The following is a 19,162-nucleotide window of genomic DNA, read 5'->3' on the forward strand; positions in this document are numbered from 1 at the left end:
CCTGGGCAGGAGGCGAGGCGCCCGGCTCTGTCAGCCGAGGGAGAAGGTGCTCATGCGCAGGTCCCCGCCGAACACCAGGTACACGTCGTGGTGGCCCGTCGCGCCCGTCAGTGCGGTGGTCGTGGTGGCGTAGGAGTACGGGCCCCCGGTCGCGGCGACCGAGGCGGTTCCGGCGAGAGGGCCGGTCGGGGAGTCCAGCCGGATCTCGACGGTGCCGGCCGACGAGGCGGCCGTACGGGCCGTGAAGGTCCTCGCGTGCCCGAGCGAGGCGCCGGCGAAGCTCACCCAGTCGCCCTTCCGGGCACCGACCGCGTCGCCGCGCGCCTTCGTCTCGTCGACCAGACGCACGCCCTGGTAGTCGTCGAAGTCGACGGCCCGCGTCGGCCGGGACAGGTCGCGCGCCGGGATTCTCTCGCCGTCGACCCGCAGCGGCGCCTTCTGCCGGATGTCGGCCGAGGACGCGCCGGCCAGCACGTCGTAGGTCCCGCCCTCGACGACGGAGCGGTTCCGCGTGACGTCCCAGTGGCCGAGGTCGGCGACGCCGAACCGCAGCCGTACGGTCGCCGTCCGCCCCGGCGCCAGGTGCACCCGCTGGAAGGCGCGCAGCTGCCGCAGCGGCTCCTTGTCGCGCGAGGCCCGCTGGTGCGTGTAGAGCTGCACGACCTCGTCACCGGCGTGCCGGCCCACGTTGGTGACGTCGACGGTCGCCGACACCTGGCCGCCGGAGGTGGAGACGTGCAGCCTTCCGTAGCGGAACGAGGTGTAGGACAGGCCGTAGCCGAACGGGTACAGCGGACGGCCCCGGTAGTACAGGTACGTCCGGTCGGACTTGATGAGGTCGTAGTCGAGGATGTCCGGCAGGTCCGCGTCCGAGCGGTACCACGTCTGCGTCAGCCGCCCGGCGGGGTCGTTGTCGCCGAACAGCGTGTCGGCGATCGCGTGACCGGTCTCGGCGCCCGCGTGCGTGGTCCACAGGATCGCCGGGACGTTGTCCTGCTCCCAGTTCAGCGTGGTCGGGTAGCTGTTCTCCACGACGACCACGGTGCGGGGGTTGGCCGCCCGTACCGCCTTGACCAGCGCCGACTGGCCCTCGGCCAGCGCCATCGTGGTCCGGTCGTGGTCCTCGCGGCCGTTGATGAACGGCATGCTGCCCACGACGACGACCGCCGCGTCCGCGCCCCGGGCCGCCTTCACGGCCTGGTCCACGCCGCTGCTGATCGTGTCCTTGGCGAAGTGCGCCGCGTCGTCGGCCGTGGTCAGCGTGAGCGTGCCGTCGGAGGCGGGCGCGACGTACTTCTTGTCGCCGAACCAGGACTGGTCGGTCTCGTAACCGGCGTACCGGATGAGGTACGTGCCGTCGCCCTGCTTCTCCAGCGTGAACCGCTGCTGGACGAACCAGCCGTTCGGCTGGTCCTGGTCGTTGACGAAGTTCGTCCAGTTGTACCCGGCGTACCTGCCGTTGGCGACGCTGCGCAGGGTCAGCACGCCCTGGCCCCAGTCGAAGGCGTCGAACTGCGTGGTGGCGTCCGCGCTGGTGGCGCTCTCCTTCAGCACCGCGCCCGCGCCGGTCCCGGCGGTGACGTAGCGGCCGGTGGCGACGTCCTTCAGCGCGATCCGGTCGGTGCCCTCGCTGTCGGTCACGGTGCCGGCGTGCTCCCTGATGCCGTCGAGGGGCGTCACCTCGTACGGCAGCGAGCCGGAGTACCAGTCGGTGTAGAGCGTCCTCTCCAGCGGCCCGATGACCGCGACCTTCTTCCCGGCCTCCAGCGGCAGCGCGCCGCCGGAGTTCTTGAGCAGCACGGCGGCCCGGTCGGCGGTCTCCCGGGCGAGCCGCCGGTTGGCCGGGCCGTCGATGACGGCCGGCGTGATCTTCGCGTACGGGCCGCCGCCGGGGTCGAGGTCGCCGAGGCGGAACCGGACGCTCAGGATGTGCCGTACGGCGGTGTCGACGTCGGCCTCGGCGAGCAGCCCCTGGGCCAGCGCCGACTTCACCGCCGCGGCGGTCTTCGACCCGTCGGTGTCATCGACCGTGAAGCTGTCGATGCCGGCCTTGAGCGCGGCCGCGTCCGCCTCGGGCTGGGTGGCGTAGTACGCCTCGCTGCCGGTGAGGTTGTTCGGCGCGCCGGCGTCGGTGACGTTCAGCAGACCCTGGCGGGTCCAGGCCCGTACGGCGTCGTTCAGGCCCGGGTCGACCGTGGCCGGCCGCCCGTTGACCAGGTTGTAGGAGGCCATGACGCCGGTCGCCGCGTCGGCGGAGATCGCGGCCGAGAACGCCTTCTCGTCGTACTCGTGCAGGACGCGGGGCCGCAGGTCCGACGACGTGGTGTCGCGGCGCACCTCGTTGTTGTAGCCCAGGTAGTGCTTGAGGACGGGCGCGGCCTTCAGATAACGCGGGTCGCCGCCCTCCATCCCCGCCCCGTACGCCGTGGAGATGGCCCCGGTGAGCAGCGGGTCCTCGGAGTAGCCCTCCTCGTTGCGGCCCCATCGGGGGTCGCGCAGGAGGTTCACCACGGGCGCCCAGAGCTGCACGCCCCACACGTCGGGGTTCACGGCGTTGTACCCGCGCGCCTCGTCGCCGACGGCCGAGCCGACCCGCTTGATCAGGCGGGGGTCCCAGGTCGAGGCCAGGCCGACGGCCTGCGGGAACACGGTTCCCTTTGCGGTGACGACCGCCCCGCCGTTGTTCTTGTCGGTCGACCACGCGACGCCGTGCAGCGCCTCGGTGCCGGTCTTGAACGCCTTGATCCCCAGGCGCGGGATGGCCGGCTCGTACTGGTGTAACAGCGACACCTTCTCGTCGAGGGTGAGCCGCTTGACCAGGTCCTCGACGCGGGCGTTCAGCGGGAGACGCGGATTCTGGAAGGGATAGGTGCTCGCGGCCTTGACCGGCGCGGCGAGCCCGGCCGTGGCCACGAGGGCCACGGCGGGCAGCAGGGCGAGCCGGGGTCGGGGTCTCATGGCGCCGGCCTCCTGAGGGGTCCTTCGGAGAGCTCCGTGATCCGGTCGCGGTACCAGTGGGCGCTGTCCTTCCACGTGCGCGTCTGGGTCGCGTAGTCGACGTGGACGATGCCGAACCGCTTGGAGTAGCCGTACGCCCACTCGTAGTTGTCCAGCAGCGACCAGACGAAGTAGCCGCGCACGTCCGCGCCCTGTTCCATCGCCCGGCCGACCGCCGCGATGTGGTCGCGCAGGTAGTCGATCCGCCGCTGGTCGCGGATCCGTCCGTCCGCCTCGACCCGGTCGTCGAACGCCGCGCCGTTCTCGGTGATCATGAGCGGCACGCCGGGGTGGTCGTCGCGCAGTCGCAGCAGCAGCTCGGTCAGGCCGGTGGGGTCGATGCTCCAGCCCATCTCGGTGTACGGCCCCGGCTGCTTCACGAACTCCACGTCGTCACAGCCCACCCACGGTGAGGCGGCGCCGTCCCCGTGCCCGTCCGCGGTCGAACGCGCCGAGTCCCCGTCCCAGGTCCGTACGAGGGTGGGCGAGTAGTAGTTGACGCCGAGGACGTCCAGCGGCGCCGCGATCAACGCCTCGTCGCCCGCGCGGACGAAGGACCAGTCGGTGATCCGCGCGGTGTCCTCCAGCAGGTCCGCGGGGTACGCGCCGTTCAGCATCGGGCCGAGGAAGACGCGGTTGGCCACCGCGTCGACCCGGCGGGCGGCCTCGGCGTCGCCGCGTACGTGGTGCAGGTTGAGCGTCACCGAGTGCCGGCCGGGCAGCACCTGGCAGGCGAGCCCGTGCGCGAGGTTGAGGTGGTGGGCGGCGGCGAGCGCGGCGGCCGGCTCGGTCCGGCCCGGCGCGTGCACGCCCGAGGCGTACCCGAGGAAGGCCGAGCACCACGGCTCGTTCAGCGTGGTCCAGGTGTGCACCCGGTCGCCGAGCGCGGCCCCGATCCGCTCGGCGTACTCCGCGAAGCGCAGCGCGGTGTCGCGCACCGGCCAGCCGCCCGCGTCCTCCAGCTCCTGCGGGAGATCCCAGTGGTACAGCGTGGCGACCGGCGCGATGCCGCGTTCGAGCAGCGCGTCGACGAGCCGCGAGTAGAAGTCGATGCCGCGCGGGTCGTGCACGCGCGGCCAGGCGATGGAGAAGCGGTAGGCCCGCAGGCCCAGCGCCTCCATCGTCGCGACGTCCTCGGGCCAGCGGTGGTAGTGGTCGGTGGCCACGTCACCGGTGTCGCCGTTCAGCACGCGGCCCGGCGTACGGCTGTAGATGTCCCAGATGGACGGCTCGCGGCCGTCCTCCTGGGCGGCGCCCTCGATCTGGTACGCGGCGGTGGCCGCACCCCATACGAAGCTCATTCCCCGGCTCCTCTCACGGTGACGGCGTCTCCGCGCGTCTCCACCAGCAGACCCTGTTCGTGCCCGATCACCGTGCCACCTTCCACGGAGCCCGTATGGACGCCGGGCAGCAGCAGCCGCCAGCGGCCCGCTCCCTCGGCCGTGACCCGGATGACGTCGCCGTCCCGCGTCGTGGTGAAGGTCGCCGCGGTCTCCCCTGTGGGGACCTCCGTGACGACCCGCGCGCCGTCGGGCAGCGCGTACGCGTGCAGCGTGACGCCCTCGGCGTGGTCGTAGTCCGGCCGGTCCCGTACGGCGCCGAACGGGATCACCGACCCCGGCCGGGCCAGCAGCGGTACGGACGAGAAGCCGTGCCGCTCCCGCACCCAGCGGCCGCCCGCGACCGGTTCGCCGGTCGGCACGTGCGTCCAGGTGCCCTCGGGCACGTAGTACGCGATGTCCCCGTCCGCGGAGAAGACCGGCGCGACGAGCAGGTCGCTCCCGAGCATGTACTGGCGTTCGAGGTGCGTGACCGCCGGGTCGCCGGGGAACTCCACGACCATCGCGCGCATCATCGGCAGGCCCTCGCCGTACGCCTCGCGCGCGGCGGCCTGGAGGTAGGGCATGAGCCGCGCCTTCAGGTGGGTGAAGCGCCGCAGCACCTCGACGGCCTCTTCGTCGAACAGCCACGGCACCCGGTACGAACCGCTGCCGTGCAGCCGGCTGTGCGAGGACAGCAGGCCGAAGGCGATCCACCGCTTGAACAGCGCGGGGTCCGGCGTGCCCTCGAAACCGCCGATGTCATGGCTCCAGTAGCCGAAGCCGGACATGCCCAGCGACAGGCCGCCGCGCAGGCTCTCGGCCATCGCCTCGAAGGTCGACTCCGCGTCGCCTCCCCAGTGCACCGGGAACGCCTGCGTCCCGGCCGTCGCCGACCGGGCGAACAGCACGGCCTCGCCCTCGCCGCGGCGTTTGCGCAGGAGTTCGAAGACGGCCTCGTTGTAGAGGTAGGCGTAGTAGTTGTGCATCCGTTCCGGGTCGGAGCCGTCGTGGTAGACGACGTCGGTGGGGATGCGCTCGCCGAAGTCGCTCTTGAAGCAGTCGACGCCCATGTCGAGCAGCGCGCCGAGCTTGCCGGTGTACCACTCGCGCGCCGCCGGGTCGGTGAAGTCGACGACGGCCAGGCCGGGCTGCCACTTGTCCCACTGCCAGACGTCGCCGTTCGCCCTCTTCAGCAGGAAGCCGCGGGCCTTGCCCTCGGCGAACAGCTTCGAGCGCTGGGCGATGTAGGGGTTGATCCAGACGCAGACCTTCAGCCCGCGCGCCCGCAGCCGTTCCAGCATGCCGCGCGGGTCGGGGAACGCGTCCGGGTCCCACTCGAAGTCGCACCAGTGGAACTCCCGCATCCAGAACGTGTCGAAGTGGAACACCGACAGCGGCAGGCCGCGCTCGGCCATCCCGTCGACGAAGCTCGTGACGGTCTCCTCGTCGTACGACGTCGTGAACGACGTGGACAGCCACAGCCCGAACGACCAGGCGGGCAGCCGTGCCGGCCGCCCGGTGAGCGCGGTGTACCGGCGCAGGATGTCCTTGGGAGTCGGGCCGTAGATGACGAAGTACTCCAGCGACTGGCCCTCGACGCTGAACTGCGTACGCGTCACGGCCTCGGAGGCCACCTCGTACGACACGTGGCCGGGATGGTTCACGAAGACCCCGTAACCCGCGTCGGTGAGGAAGAACGGCACGTTCTTGTAGGCCTGCTCGCTCGCGGTCCCGCCGTCGGCGTTCCAGATGTCGACGCTCTGGCCGTTCTTGACCAGCGGGCCGAAGCGTTCGCCGAGCCCGTACACGTGGTGGTCGGCGCCGAGGTCGAGCTGCTCGCGGATGTAGTGCCGGCCCTCACCGGTCTCCACGACGGCCGTGCTCTTGGGCCCGTTCCCGGTCAGCGGCCGGCCGCCGGCGGAGAACTCCACGCGCCACGGGCCCGTCCGCCCGACCCGTACGGACAGCGCCCCGGAGGTGAGCACCGCCGCCTCGTCGGTGACGGACACGACCGCCCCGGCGTCCTCCTCGTGCAGTGTGAACCGCGGCCCGCGCGCCTCCTCACCCGCGAAGTGGGTGATCGTCACGCCGATGACGTCCGGCATGGGGGAGGAGTAGGCCAGCGTGACGACGGGCCCCTTGAGCATGTCCCCGCGATGCCGGATCGGCTGCGCCGGCGCGTACACGCTGAACGAGCCGGGCGCCGTGCCGACGTCGCGCACCTCGGCCGGATAGGAGGCCTGGACGCCCTCGCGCAGCATCCAGTAGCCGTCGGTGAACTTCAATCGAGCCCCTTCACTTTGCCGAGCCCACGGTGATGCCGCGGGTGAGAGTGCGCTGGAAGATCAGGAAGAAGACGACCGCCGGGATGATGCCGAGCAGGGCGGAGGAACTGGTCATCGTGGCGTCCATGAGGCGCTGGCCCTGGAGGACGCCGAGCGCCACCGGGACGGTCTGGTTCTCGTTGGAGATCAGGAAGATCAGCGGCAGGAAGAACTCGTTCCAGGTCCAGATGAAGAAGAAGACGAAGAGCACGCCGAGGGTCGGCCGGCTGATCGGCACGACGATCCGCCACAGGATCCGCAGCCGGCCCGCGCCGTCCATCCGGGCCGCCTCGAGCATCTCGCGGGGGAACGCCGACAGCACCGAGGACAGCAGGTACGTGCCGAACGCGCTCTGGATGGCCGTGAAGATGATGATCACGCTGAGCCGGGTGTCGTACAGGCCGACCTTCTTGGAGACGAAGTACAGCGGGTAGACCAGCACCTCCTGCGGCATCGTGTTGGCCAGCAGGAAGACCACCATGATCGAGACCCGGCCCCGGATCCGGCCGATGCCCAGCGCGTAGGCGTTCAGCACCGAGAGGACCACCGCGAGGACCGCCACCGAGCCGCTGATGATCACGCTGTTGACGAGCTTGCCGCCGAAGTCCACCCGCTCCCAGAAGTCCTTCATCCCCTGTAGATAGAGGCCCTTGGGCAGGCCGAGCGGGCCGTGCGCGGAGTACTCCGCCGGGGTCTTGAACGCGTTGACGGCGATGATGGCGAACGGCAGCAGCATCACGACCGCGAGCACGATGAGCGCGACGAGGACCGCGTACGAGCCCGGCGTCCGCCGCCGTACGGTGACCGAGCTCATCCGTTCGCCTCCTCGGCGCGGCTCTGCCTGCGGAGGAACACCGCGGTCAGCGCGACGATGATCAGTGTGAGCACGGTCGCGATCGCCGCGCCGTAGCCGACCTGGGTCTTTTCGAAGAAGTTCTGCCAGGAGTAGTAGGCGGGCACCTTCGTCGCGCCTCCCGGGCCGCCGTTCGTGAGGATGTAGACCTTGTCGAAGCTCTTGAGCGCGGCGACCGTGCAGATCAGCAGCACGACGTACAGCTCGGGGCGGATCTGCGGGATGGTGATGTACCAGAACCTCCGCCACCACGAGGCGCCGTCGATCTCGGCCGCCTCGTACAGGGCGGGGTCGACCCGCTGCAGCCCGGCCATGAAGACGATGAGCGGGAAGCCGATCTGGACCCAGACCATCACCCCCATGACGGTGTACAGCGCGAGCTTCGGGTCACCGAGCCAGTCCTCGCGCAGCGAGCCGAGGCCGATCGCCTTCAGCGTCGCGTTGAGCGCCCCGTTCTCGGGCGCCAGGATCCAGGACCACACGATCCCGGCCACCGCGAACGGCAGCACCTGCGGCAGGTAGACGCACGCGCGCAGGATCGAGGCCGTACGGGCGCCGAAGCGCCTGCCGATGACGTCGAACAGCACGGCGGCCAGGACCAGGCCGATGACGGCCGGGATGATCGCCATCGCGATGACGAGCGCGACGTTGTGCTCGAACGAGGCCCAGAAGTCGCCGTCGGAGGCCAGCTTGGTGTAGTTGCCCAGCCCGGCCCACCGCGGCCGCCCGATGCCGTCCCAGCGGGTCAGGCTGATGCCGATGTTCATCAGGAACGGCACCACGATGACGGCGACGAACAGCACCCCGCTGGGGATCAGGTAGACCGCGTAGGTGATGTCGCCCCGTCGCCGCACGGCCGGCCTCCGCTCGGAGGCGGCCGGCGGCGCGCTCAGCGTCTGCGTCATGGGTTCTCAGTGGCCGACGTTGGAGAGGTTCTCGTCGTACGGCTTGGCGAACGAGTCGAGCACCTTGTCCGGCGTGGCCGAGCCGTTCATGAGCTTCTGTGTGCCGGCCACGAGCACGTCGTAGTAGCCGGGGGCGGGCCAGTCGGGGTAGAAGCCGAGTCCGTCGTTGCTCACGAGGGTCTGGTAGTTCTGGATCAGTTTCTTGTTCTTGGCGTCGGTGACGCCGTTCGGGTCGGCGGCGACGGGTACGCCGCCGTTGTTCGCCAGCAGGTTCTGGATGTCCTTCTTCATCGTGATGGCGATGAAGTCATAGGCGAGCTTCTTGTTCTCCGAGCCCTTCGGCACGACCCAGAGGTTGCCGCTGGAGCCGAGGGTCATCTTGGTGCCGGGCCACAGGAAGGTGTCCCAGTCGAAGCCCTTGATCTCCTTCTCGAACCGGCCGTACCACCAGCTTCCGGAGAAGAACATCGGGTACTTGCCGGAGATGAAGGAGGTGCCGGCGTCCTCGGCCTTCACACTGACCGAGCTCTTGGCGACGTAGCCCCTCTTCACCCAGTCGGCGAAGGTGGTCGCGGCGTACGTCCACGCCGGGTCGTGGAAGTCGACCTTGCCGGTGTAGCGCTCGAAGCGGTCCACCCACGGCCGGTCGGCCTTGCTCAGCGCGAGCTGGTAGAGGTACTGCTGTGCCGGGTACTCCGCGCCGCCGTTGGCGAGCGGCGTGACGCCCTTCTTCGTGAAGGTGTCCATGGCGGCGGTGAACTCCTCGAACGTCGTCGGCACCTTCACGCCGTACTTGTCGAAGAGCTTCTTGTTGTAGAAGACCTGGAGGTACTCGGCGTAGTTCGGCACGCCGTACCATTTGTCGCCGCCCATGACGCCCCTGGCGTCGTACTTGGCGGTCTCGGCGATGTTGGGGCTGAGCTGCTTGTCCCAGCCGCGCTTGACCACCTCGGAGCTGAGGTCGGTCAGCAGCCCCTGCTTGGCGAGCAGGCCGGTGGTCGCGTTGCCCTTGTTGTACTCCAGGATGTCGGGGGCGTCCTTGGAGTTGAGCACCATCGGCGCGGTCTTCTGGATCTGCTCGAAGCCCTTCTCCTCGAACTTGACCTTCACGCCGGGGTGGGACTGCTCGAACTCCTTGATCGCCTGGTTCCACGCCACCCCCATGGCGCTGTCCGGGCCCTCGTAGTGCCAGAGCTTGAGCTCCTTGGGCGAGGACGAGGATCCGTTTCCGCCGCACGCGGACAGCGCGAGCAGGCCGGCCGTGAGCGCGGCGAGCGTCTTTCCGGTCTTGAGCATCGGGGTGCCTCCAGGGGGTGTCGAAGCGCTTCGACGACGTCCGCGGTACGGCGCGAGCGCCGATCGGTCAGGGGATGTCGGGGATGCTCGACCGGACGACGAACCGCGGGGGGAGCAGCGTCGCGTCCGGCACGTCTTGTCCGCCGAGCTTGGCCATGAGGAGGGCGACCGCCTGCCCGCCGACGTCGTCGGCGGGAATGGCGATCGAGGTGAGTCCGAGGTGTTCGGCGAGGTCGTCGGGGGCGATGGCGATGACGGAGAGGTCGTCGGGGATCCGCCGCCCGGCCGCGCGAAACGCGGCCAGGAGCGGCTCCATGGCCGGCTCGTTGTGGATGACGACGCCGGTCACGCCGGGGTGGTCGCGGAGCAGCTCGTCCGCGGTCGACCGGGCCTCCTGCGGCTCACAGGGCCGTACGAGCGCGCGGACGCCGCGTCCGGCGGCGGCGCGCCGGAACCCGCTCTTCGTACGCTCGGCGAAACCGGTCCCGCGCTCGTACACCGCGGGCGGCGCCCCGATGAGGGCGATCTCCCGGTGCCCGAGGTCGGCCAGTCGCTCGGCGCACGCCGCCCCGGCCGCCTCGAAGTCGAAGTCGATGCAGGTCAGCCCGGCGGGGTCGGCCGGGAAACCGATGAGCACCGAGGGCCGGTCGAGCGAGCGCAGCACGGGCAGGCGTACGTCGTGCAGCTCGACGTCCATCACGATCAGCGCGTCGACCAGCGCGGTGCCCGCCACCCGCTCCAGGCCGCCGACGCCCTCGTCCTGGGTCAGCAGGAGAACGTCGTGGTCGTAGGTCCGGGCGGTGGTGACGGAGGCGATCGCCATCTGCATCACCACCGGCACGTGCATGCCGGAGCGGAGCGGCACGACCAGGGCGATGACGTTGGACCGGCTGCTGGCGAGCGCCCGCGCCCCGGCGTGCGGCCGATACCCGAGGGTCCGGACGCTGTCCAGGACCCGGCGGCGCGTCTGTTCGGAGATGGACCGCTTGCCGCTGAGCACGTACGAGACCGTGCTCGGTGACACGCCGGCGTGCCGGGCCACATCAGAGATCTTGACCAACGTCCCGCTCCTGTCGAAGCGCTTCGATTGCCGGGAATGTTAAGCCCGTCACATGGCCGATGCAATGGCCTGAGCCGAAATTTTGGGAGCGCTCCCACGACGCGATCGGTCACGCACTGTACGCAATCACCGTACTTTTAGCGGCTAAGCCCTGTCTCAGGGTGATTTTGATGGCAGGATTCGTCGACGGAAGTGTCGTACGGGGCGTCTGAGGCGTGCCTCAGTCAAGCGGGGAGGATATGTGGCGGGCTGGCCGAGCATCGAGCGAGCCGACGACCTGTGGCTCGCACAGGCGTTGCGCTCGGGCGACAAGGCCGCGGAGGTCCGGTTCTACGACCTGTACGCGGTACGCCTGTTCGACTACTGCCACGTGCTGCTCCCCGACGAGCGGGCCGCCGCCCTCACCGTGGTCGACACGCTGGTCCTCATGCGGGAGCGCATCGGCGACCTGGGCGACCCGCAGGCGTTCCGCGGCCGCCTGTACTCCATGGCGCGCGAGGAGTGCCTGCGCGAGCGTCCCGCGCTGCCGGCCGAGCGGCACCCGGCCGACGCGACGGGCGCGGAGGTGGACGAGGCGACCCGGCTGCTCGTGCACAACGCGCTGCTGGTGCTGACCGGCCGCCAGCGCGAGGCGCTCGACCTGTCCCAGCGGCACGGGCTGACGCCCGAGGAGCTCGCCGAGGTCCTGGAGATCACGCCGCAGGACGCCTCGATTCTCGTCGCGCAGGCCCGGCACGACCTGGACGACGCCTTCGCCGCCGTGGTCGTCGCCGCGACCGGCCGCGAGGACTGCCCGAGCATCGGGGCGCTGGCGGGCCCGCCGGGACAGCGGCTCGACGCGGAGACGTGCGGCCTGCTCACCCGCCACATCACGAACTGCCCGATCTGCGGCACTCGCGGCGACGGCCGCGCGGCGTCCGGGCGCCTGCTGCACGCGATGCCGTTCGCCGCGATGCCCGGGGCCCTTCGCGACCGCTTCCTCGCCGCCGCGGCCGACCCGGAGTTCGCCCGTCGGGTGACGGCGCGCCGCGTCCCGCCCGCCGAGGCCTCCCCGCCGGTCGAGGAGTCGCACCGGTCCTCGCGCCTCTGGCCCGTCATGGCCGCGGTCACGGTCGGAGCCCTGGCGATCGGCGGCGGCGTCCTGTACGTCCTGCCGGACTCGGGCCACGAGAACGCCGGCAACAACCAGTCCATCGCCGCCAAGCCCGACGGATCGTCGGCCGACGTCCCCTCTGCGGCGGGCGCCGGCGCCCCACGGCCGAAGGACGGTGCCACGTCGGCGACCCCGTCGCCGTCCGACTCCAGCAAGACCCCCACGCCGACCCCGACGCCGCACCGGAACAGGTCGCGGTCGCCGCAGGGCCGGCCGGGCTCTCCGTCGGCACCCACGCCGCCGTCCCCGCCGGCCCAGCCGGCCTCGGGCACCCTGGCGGTCTCCGGGTGCACGATGAACGGAACCCGGCACTGCACGGTCACCGTGGTGGCGCAGGGCGGGCCGGTCACCTGGAGCGTGACGGGCGTGAACGGCGACATCAGCGCGAGCGGCGGCGGCAGCCTGTCGGCCGGTCAGTCCGCGGGCGTGACGGTGACGCGCGACGCGAGCTGGTGCTGGAGCGGCGGCAACGGCTCGGTGTCGTTCAACACCGGTGCGACGGCCGCCGTCAGCTGGCGCTGCTGACGCCTCGGCGGGACGTCCGCGACACCGAGGCGGCGACGCCGATGACGGTGAGCGCTGCGGCGTACGCGAACTGCGCCGCGCCGAAGGCGGACACGGCGATGACGCCCAGGACCACGGTCACGGCGATGCCGTACGCGCGCCGGCCCGCGCGGAACAGTCGCGTGTAGGCGATGGCGCAGAGCAGGTAGAGCAGGAAGAAGTTCTGCCCGGCGATCGTGAGCAGGCCGGTCAGCGAAGCCAGCTTCACCGCGTTGGCGCCGATGACGAGGAGGAAGCCGGTCACGCAGGCGATGACGGCCCGGTGCGGGTTGCCGGACGGGCTGAGCCGCGCGAGAGGAGCCGGCAGCAGGCCCTCGCGGGCGCTGGACATCACCAGGCGGGACCCGCCCCAGATCGCGCCGACGAGGTTGGCGGCGATGATGACGACGCCGAGCGCCGCGACCAGATGGGCGGCGGCCGGGGAGAACGTGGCGACGAGCGCCTGGACGGGGGAGGCGAGCTCGGTGGTGGCATCGCGCGGCAGGCGGGTCTGCACTCCCCACGCCAGCAGGAGGTACATCACGACGACGAGCGCGAAGCTCAGCACCACGGCCCGGGGGAAGTCGCGGCGCGGGTTCGCGTACTCCTCGGTGGTGAACGACAGCATCTCCCAGCCGGTGAAGGCGAAGAAGACGACGCCGGTGGCCTTGACCCCGTCCGAGACGGTGTCGATCCGCAGCGCGGGCAGATGGTGGACAGCGGCGCCACTGGCCGTCGCGAGCACGCCGACGGCCAGGAGCGCGACGGTCAGGACGATCGCGAAGGCGACCTGCACCCGCGTGGACATGCGTACGCCGAGGACGACGACGCCGCCCGCGAGGACGATGAGCAGCGCGGCCCCGGCCTGGGCCGGCAGAGCGCCCAGGCCGGGGAGCGCGACGAGATAGTTGCCGCCGGTCAGCGCGATCCCGGGGATGCCGAGGCCGAAGGTGCCCAGCAGCAGCACCTCGACCGCGGCGGCGAGATGGCGCCCGAAGGCCGCCTGGACGAACCCGGCCACGCCCCCGGCGCTGGGGTAGGTGGAACCGAGCTTCGCGAAGATCAGCAGGAGGGGGACGGTGAAGATCGCCGCGGCCGCCCACGTGAGAAGAGCGGCGTCGTCGACCTTCTGGTAGGCGAGTCCCGGCAGGACCAGCGCGCCGCTGCCGACGACGATGGTGACCGCCAGGGCGATCGCACCGGGCAGCCTGACGTGCCCGCGAAGGCGGTCCGTGTCACTGTTCTCGCCGCTGTCATCGGGCGGCGGCGCCTCGGCGGCGATCTCGCGGTACGCGTCGGCCATGAAAGGTCCTAGCTCAGTGCGGGCATCGGGTGAGGGTGGCTGTCCGGCGGCAGGAATGTCGTTTCCGCGCTGCGGCCTTCCTGGGGACGGATCATGTATATCGCACCGTGCGAGGCCGCGGCGGATCCGTGGACGATTCCTGCGGACAGCGTTATCCACGTGCCTTTGGGGCAGGTCTTCTCCTGGTATTTCCCGTCGCTGGTCCAGAACAGCAGTACCTCACCGTCGATGACGAAAAGCTCTTCGTCGAGGCTGTGGTAGTGCCAGTCGTGAACCTTTCCCGGCCCGTCGTTCTGCAGCTCGAAGCTGCCCTGTGCCGGGAGTAATCCCTGAATTCCCGAAGAGATTTCCGTCGTGGAGGAAGTACTGCATCCATTCCCCGTTTCCCGTGTTCACCACGACGAACATCGGCATGCCGGCGAAGCGGAACTCCCACTCCGGGTGCTCGGTGTCGGCGGGTACGCTCGCCGGCCGCGGGGTGGGGTCGAGGTCGTGCACCGACTGGAGGAGCGACCAGGAGTACCGGTCGTATTCGCCCAGTGTCGTGAGGTCGCCGGCCGGCTCGAAGAAGGCGACGAGCGAGGTTCGCCCGCCCAGGATCGGCGCCACTTCGACGAACTCGCCCAGCGCGCCGGCGAGATAGGTCACGCCGTCCTCGCCCACGGGCACGAAGGTCAGGCGCAGACTTCCTCTTTTAAGGGCGTCGGCGCCGAATATGCCGGGGAAGAATGATTCTCTGCTTAAGGGACGGTTGCTGAAACGTGTCGCCGCTGTGCGTTCCCATCCGGTCGCCGAATCTTCGGCCGGATGAAGCAGCTTATCGAACGAGGTCATGGTCGCCTTACGATTCGGGTGGACCGTAAAACGATGAGGGCCTTCGATCCGGTTTCGCCAGGCCGAAGGGCCCTCGCCGGGGCCGGCCTACCGCCAGGTGTCGTTGACGGTGGCGGCGGGGCCGGAGCCGGTCGTGGCGGAGCGGTTCGGGTTCGACTCCCACGTGATCGAGCCGTCGGTGTTCTTCTTGATGTACTTGTACTGGAAGGCCGTGCCGGTGGGCGATCGCCACGGGGCCGCCCGGACTGACGTGAAAGGTGGCGTTTCCGGAGCCGTCGACGGTGACGGCCGTACCCGTGCATGTCCCGCCGGAGACTCCGCCGCCGACGACGTCGCAGTACGTCCCGGCCGGCAGCCCGGTGGCGAACGTGCGGTTCAGGGTCGAGCCCGAGTTGTTGATCGCCACGTACCCCTTGGCGCCCCGGCCGAAGGCGATCTGGTTCGCGCCGTCGGACCACCAGCCGGTGACCGAGGTCCCCTTGACCACGTTGTGCCTGCCGACCATGCCGCCGAGCCTGCGGTCGAGGCAGCCCTGCCAGCCGGAGGAGCAGTTCGTGCCGCTGACGTGCCCGCTGGAGTCGGAGGGGGCGAGTCGTCGGAGCCGTTGAAGTCGAAGCCGGACTACACCTGGGGCGTGCCGTAGCCCCAGGCCAGCGAGAAGATCGTGGCGAGGGTGTACTGGCATGACCTCCTGGTAGACGTACGCGGACGTGCTCAGCTTCCCCTTGATCACCTTCAGGTCCGGCGAGCCGATGTGCTTGGCGGCGTCCACGCGGAACCCGTCCACGCCGATGCTCAGCAGGTCATTGAGATAGTCGGCGATCCTGCCGCGTACGTGGTCGGACTCGGTGCGCAGGTCCGACAGGCTCACCAGCTCGCACTCGGTGACCTCGGTGAAGCTGCCAGTTCCACTCGAAGAGGTTGGCGATGACGTCATGATCGCCGGGCGGGGACGCCGCGGCGTGGGCGGCGGGGACGAACGGCCGTCGCCAAGACGGCGAGGGTTTGAGCATGCGGGCCTCCTGGGGCGAAGGATGGGCGGGGTCCCCCGAGGTGCTGCGGCCGCTCGTTTCGGTTGTGCAACCGCGAAAGTGACTCCACCTCGATGGGCTGGCAATAGCTTGCAGAAAGCTTGCGCAAGATCATTGCCAATGCTCGGGTGGCAGGCTGCAACGGATCCCGGGTCCGGCCCGGTCTTCGGCGGTAGATTCGCCTTCGTGAGCATGCGTCTGGCGGACATCGCCGTCCAAGCGGGAGTGAGTGAGGCCACGGTCAGCCGGGTCCTCAACGGCAAGCCCGGAGTCGCTTCCGCGACCCGTCAGGCGGTCATCGAGGCGCTCGACTCCTTCGGCTACGAGCGCCCCGCCCGGCTGCGGCAGCCGCGCGCCGGCCTGATCGGGCTGATCGTCGCGGACCTGTCCAACCCGATCTTCCCCGCCTTCGCCGAGGTGATCGAGAACACCCTGGCCGTGCACGGCTACACCGCTGTGCTGTGCGCGCTCGCGCCCGGCGGCATCAACGAGGACGACTACACCGACCTTCTGCTGGAGCGAGGGGTCTCCGGCATCATCTTCGTGTCCGGCCTGCACTCCGACTCCCAGGCCGACCACGGCCGCTACAAGCGGCTCACCGACCGTGGCCTGCCGATCGTGCTGGTCAACGGCTTCGCGGGCGGGGTCGACGCCACGTTCGTGTCCAGCGACGAGGCCGGGTCGATGGAGCTCGCGGTCGCGCACCTGGCCCAGCTCGGGCACCGCCGGATCGGGCTGGCCGTCGGCCAGGAGAGGTTCGTCCCGGTGATCCGCAAGACCCAGGGCTACCGCAAGGGGATGGCCGACCGCCTCGGCGCGACCGACGTGGACGGCTGGATCGCGAACACCATCTTCTCCATCGAGGGCGGCGAGGCCGCCGCCCTCCAGCTGCTCGACGACCACTGCACCGCGATCTGCTGCGCCAGCGACATGATGGCGATCGGCGCGATCCGCGCCGCGCGGCAGCGTGGCCTGCGGGTGCCCGACGACGTCTCCGTCGTCGGCTTCGACGACTCGCCGCTGATGGGCTACATCGACCCGCCGCTCACCACGGTCCGCCAGCCCGTGCGTGAGATGGCGCTGGTCGCCGTCCGCAGTCTCCTGGACGAGATCCAGGGAGTCGGCTCGCCCCACACCGAGCTCGTGTTCCGCCCGGAACTCGTGGTCCGCCGCTCGACCGGGCCGGTCACCGCCGACGCGCCGTAGTCGATTGCACTATTTTGCTGCAAAGTATTTCAATCATGCTGCTTCGCTGTTACGTTCTGCGCAACCCGATGGTGCTTTGGGCGGTTACGTGCGCCGTCGTCCTTTCGGAGGAGTTGCAGGCCTGAAGGAGTTGCATGACTCAGCAGTTCGCCGACCCGATCGGGTCCCCGCGTACGGACTCCCTCTGGTGGAGAGAGGCGGTGATCTACCAGATCTACCTGCGCAGCTTCGCGGACGGCGACGGTGACGGCGTCGGAGACCTGCTGGGGGTCCGCAGCCGGCTGAAGTACCTGTCCTGGCTGGGCGTCGACGCGCTGTGGCTCACGCCGTTCTACCGCTCGCCGATGGCCGACGGCGGGTACGACGTGGCCGACTACCGGGCGGTCGATCCCGGTTTCGGCACCCTCGGCGACGCCGAGTCCCTCCTCCAGGAGGCGCACCGGTACGGCCTGAAGGTCATCGTCGACATCGTCCCGAACCACACCTCCATCGCCCACCCGTGGTTCGCCGAGGCGGTCGAGGCGGGGCCGGGCTCACCCGCCCGCGACCGCTACATCTTCCGTACGGGCCGCGGCGACCTCCCGCCGAACGACTGGGAGTCGATCTTCGGCGGGCCGGCGTGGAGCCGCCTGCCGGACGGCTCGTGGTACCTCCACCTGTTCGCCCCGGAGCAGCCCGACCTGAACTGGGAGAACCCCGAGGTCCACGCGGAGTTCGAGGACATCATGCGGTTCTGGCTCGACCGGGGCGTCGACGGCTTCCGCGTCGACGTCGCGCACGGCATGGTCAAGGCGGACGGCCTGCCCGACGCCGGGCACACCGGTCAGATCAAGATGCTCGGCCACGCCGAGCTCCCCTATTTCGACCAGGACGGCGTGCACGAGATCCACCGGTCCTGGCGCCGGCTGCTGGACGCGTACGGCGGCATCGGGGTCGCCGAGGCCTGGGCGCCGAACGCCGAGCGCCTGTCGCGTTACGTGCGCCCCGACGAGCTGCACCAGGCGTTCAACTTCCACTATCTGAAGGCGGACTGGGCGGCGGCGGACCTGCGCGCGGTCATCGACGACTCGCTCGCGGCGGCCGGCCTGGTCGGTGCGCCCACGACGTGGGTGCTGTCGAACCACGACGTCCAGCGGCACGTCACGAGGTACGGCGGCGGGGAGGTCGGCGCCCGGCGGGCGCGGGCGGCGGCGTTGCTGACGCTGGCGCTTCCCGGCTCGACGTACGTCTACCAGGGCGAGGAGCTGGGCCTGCCCGAGGTGGACGTGCCCGAGGAGTACCGCCTGGACCCGCAGTGGGGCAACGGCCTGGGCCGCGAGGGCTGCCGCGTGCCGATCCCGTGGGCCTACACCGAACCGCCGTTCGGCTTCGGCCCGCCGATGGTGGGGGAGAGCTGGCTGCCGGTCCCGCCGGAGTGGCGGAACCTGACGGTGGCGGCCCAGGCGGACGACCCGCGCTCGATGCTGCGGCTCTACCGCGAGGCGCTGCGCATCCGCCGGGAGCTGCCGGCGCTGGGGGACGGGGCGTTGCGCTGGCTGGAGGGCCCGCCGGACGTCCTGGTGTTCGAGCGCGATCCGGGTTTCGTGTGCGCGGTCAACTTCGGCCCGGAGCCGGTACGCCTGGACGTCGATGGAAGGCTCCTGCTCTCCAGCGGGCGGGTGAACGACGCGGAGCTGGATCCCGACTCGACCGCCTGGTGGTCGCGGGCTTAGGGGGTCGCGGGCCGGTCGACTCGGCCGGCCCGTACCGCAGGACTCTCGGGCTCGCCGGGCGCCGGTCAGCTGAGGCGGAAGACCGGGTAGCCCGGGGCGATCTCCAGAAGTTTCTCCTCAGACGCCTTCGCGTCCACGCCGTCGAAGAACATCCCCACCTCGAACTTCCAGCGCCGCAGGTACGCGCGCAGGATCTCCGGCTTCTCCTCGTCCGGCAGCTCGGCCGCGGTGAAGACCTCGACCCGGCGGCCGATGTGCAGCTCACCGCCGCCGGACACGCGCATGTTCCGCACCCACTGCGTGTGGCCGCGCGGGGCCACCAGGTAGCGCTCGCCCTCGTGCTTGAGCAGGTTGACCGGCGTCGTCCGCCACTCACCGGTCTTGCGCCCGCGGACGTACAGAACGCGCGAGCCCAGCAGGCTGACGCCCATGCGGGTCAGGCCGCTGACGAGTCGGCGGGTGCTCCGGTCCACCAGGTTGTTACCGACGATCACGCGGGGTTCGGGGGTGGTGGCCATGGAGGACTCCTCAACATTTTCGAGAGCGGCGCTCTCTCTTGAGAGCAGTGTGCGCCTACGTGGGTCCAACCGTCAAGAGCACTGCTCTCGAAAGAGGTCGCCGCT

At 70.4% G+C, this 19,162-nt stretch carries 14 protein-coding genes and 1 pseudogene; 3 read left to right on the plus strand and 12 right to left on the minus strand.

Features of this window, described 5'->3' with window-relative positions; translation table 11 throughout:
• Nucleotides 1-30: 30 nt before the first annotated feature.
• The 7 genes from QWU11_RS32635 to QWU11_RS32665 all read right to left on the minus strand — a co-directional run bounded on the left by QWU11_RS32635 (nucleotide 31) and on the right by QWU11_RS32665 (nucleotide 10,757).
• Entirely contained in the window at nucleotides 31-2,958 is a 2,928-nt protein-coding gene (locus tag QWU11_RS32635) for a glycoside hydrolase family 3 protein (RefSeq protein WP_290118330.1), read from the minus strand.
• Complete coding sequence (locus QWU11_RS32640) at nucleotides 2,955-4,298, minus strand: GH1 family beta-glucosidase (RefSeq protein ID WP_290118331.1); 1,344 nt, start codon at nucleotides 4,296-4,298, stop codon at nucleotides 2,955-2,957. The genes QWU11_RS32635 and QWU11_RS32640 overlap by 4 nt, the downstream gene beginning before the upstream one ends.
• Entirely contained in the window at nucleotides 4,295-6,604 is a 2,310-nt protein-coding gene (gene yicI / locus QWU11_RS32645) for an alpha-xylosidase (RefSeq protein ID WP_290118332.1), read from the minus strand. Before yicI ends, QWU11_RS32640 begins: the two co-directional genes overlap by 4 nt.
• A gap of 10 nt (nucleotides 6,605-6,614) precedes the next feature.
• On the minus strand, nucleotides 6,615-7,457 hold the full coding sequence (locus QWU11_RS32650; protein WP_290118333.1) for a carbohydrate ABC transporter permease: 843 nt from the start codon (nucleotides 7,455-7,457) through the stop codon (nucleotides 6,615-6,617).
• Nucleotides 7,454-8,401 carry a sugar ABC transporter permease gene (locus QWU11_RS32655; protein ID WP_290118334.1) on the minus strand — a complete coding sequence of 316 codons (948 nt, stop codon included), beginning with the start codon at nucleotides 8,399-8,401 and terminating at the stop codon, nucleotides 7,454-7,456. Before QWU11_RS32655 ends, QWU11_RS32650 begins: the two co-directional genes overlap by 4 nt.
• 6 nt (nucleotides 8,402-8,407) lie before the next feature.
• Nucleotides 8,408-9,697, minus strand: a complete 1,290-nt coding sequence (locus QWU11_RS32660; RefSeq protein WP_290118335.1) for an extracellular solute-binding protein — start codon at nucleotides 9,695-9,697, stop codon at nucleotides 8,408-8,410.
• A 67-nt stretch (nucleotides 9,698-9,764) separates the two neighbouring features.
• Nucleotides 9,765-10,757, minus strand: a complete 993-nt coding sequence (locus QWU11_RS32665; RefSeq protein WP_290118336.1) for a LacI family DNA-binding transcriptional regulator — start codon at nucleotides 10,755-10,757, stop codon at nucleotides 9,765-9,767.
• A 241-nt stretch (nucleotides 10,758-10,998) separates the two neighbouring features.
• Between QWU11_RS32665 and QWU11_RS32670 the strand changes: the two genes are divergently transcribed.
• Nucleotides 10,999-12,435 carry a sigma-70 family RNA polymerase sigma factor gene (locus tag QWU11_RS32670; protein ID WP_290118337.1) on the plus strand — a complete coding sequence of 479 codons (1,437 nt, stop codon included), beginning with the start codon at nucleotides 10,999-11,001 and terminating at the stop codon, nucleotides 12,433-12,435.
• On the opposite strand, the gene QWU11_RS32675 is transcribed toward QWU11_RS32670, so the two are convergent.
• The 4 genes and pseudogenes from QWU11_RS32675 to QWU11_RS32685 form a co-directional block, all read right to left on the minus strand.
• A complete protein-coding gene (locus QWU11_RS32675) occupies nucleotides 12,419-13,756 on the minus strand; it encodes an amino acid permease (protein WP_290118338.1) in 1,338 nt (445 codons plus the stop codon). The two genes, QWU11_RS32670 and QWU11_RS32675, sit on opposite strands and share 17 nt — an antisense overlap.
• Nucleotides 13,757-13,975: 219 nt before the next feature.
• Nucleotides 13,976-14,590: a YqcI/YcgG family protein gene (locus tag QWU11_RS32680; protein ID WP_290118339.1), complete on the minus strand. Its 615-nt coding sequence runs from the start codon at nucleotides 14,588-14,590 to the stop codon at nucleotides 13,976-13,978.
• A gap of 87 nt (nucleotides 14,591-14,677) precedes the next feature.
• Nucleotides 14,678-14,782 (minus strand): hypothetical protein, encoded by a 105-nt coding sequence (locus tag QWU11_RS47495; protein ID WP_354670924.1) that lies wholly within the window; start codon nucleotides 14,780-14,782, stop codon nucleotides 14,678-14,680.
• Between the two features lie 40 nt (nucleotides 14,783-14,822).
• A pseudogene (locus QWU11_RS32685) lies at nucleotides 14,823-15,830 on the minus strand (alpha amylase C-terminal domain-containing protein); the annotation flags it as partial.
• Here QWU11_RS32685 and QWU11_RS32690 point away from each other — a divergent pair.
• On the plus strand, nucleotides 15,814-16,827 hold the full coding sequence (locus tag QWU11_RS32690; RefSeq protein ID WP_290118460.1) for a LacI family DNA-binding transcriptional regulator: 1,014 nt from the start codon (nucleotides 15,814-15,816) through the stop codon (nucleotides 16,825-16,827). The pseudogene QWU11_RS32685 and the gene QWU11_RS32690 overlap by 17 nt on opposite strands.
• Nucleotides 16,828-16,961: 134 nt before the next feature.
• The gene (locus QWU11_RS32695) at nucleotides 16,962-18,539 is read left to right on the plus strand and encodes a glycoside hydrolase family 13 protein (RefSeq protein ID WP_290118341.1); all 1,578 of its coding nucleotides are present in this window, start codon (nucleotides 16,962-16,964) and stop codon (nucleotides 18,537-18,539) included.
• Nucleotides 18,540-18,604: 65 nt separating this feature from the next.
• Here QWU11_RS32695 and QWU11_RS32700 read toward each other — a convergent pair whose 3' ends face one another.
• Complete coding sequence (locus QWU11_RS32700) at nucleotides 18,605-19,057, minus strand: nitroreductase family deazaflavin-dependent oxidoreductase (protein ID WP_290118342.1); 453 nt, start codon at nucleotides 19,055-19,057, stop codon at nucleotides 18,605-18,607.
• Nucleotides 19,058-19,162 lie beyond the last annotated feature (105 nt).

It is taken from the genome of Actinomadura sp. DC4 (assembly GCF_030406325.1).
Classification (GTDB): domain Bacteria; phylum Actinomycetota; class Actinomycetes; order Streptosporangiales; family Streptosporangiaceae; genus Actinoallomurus.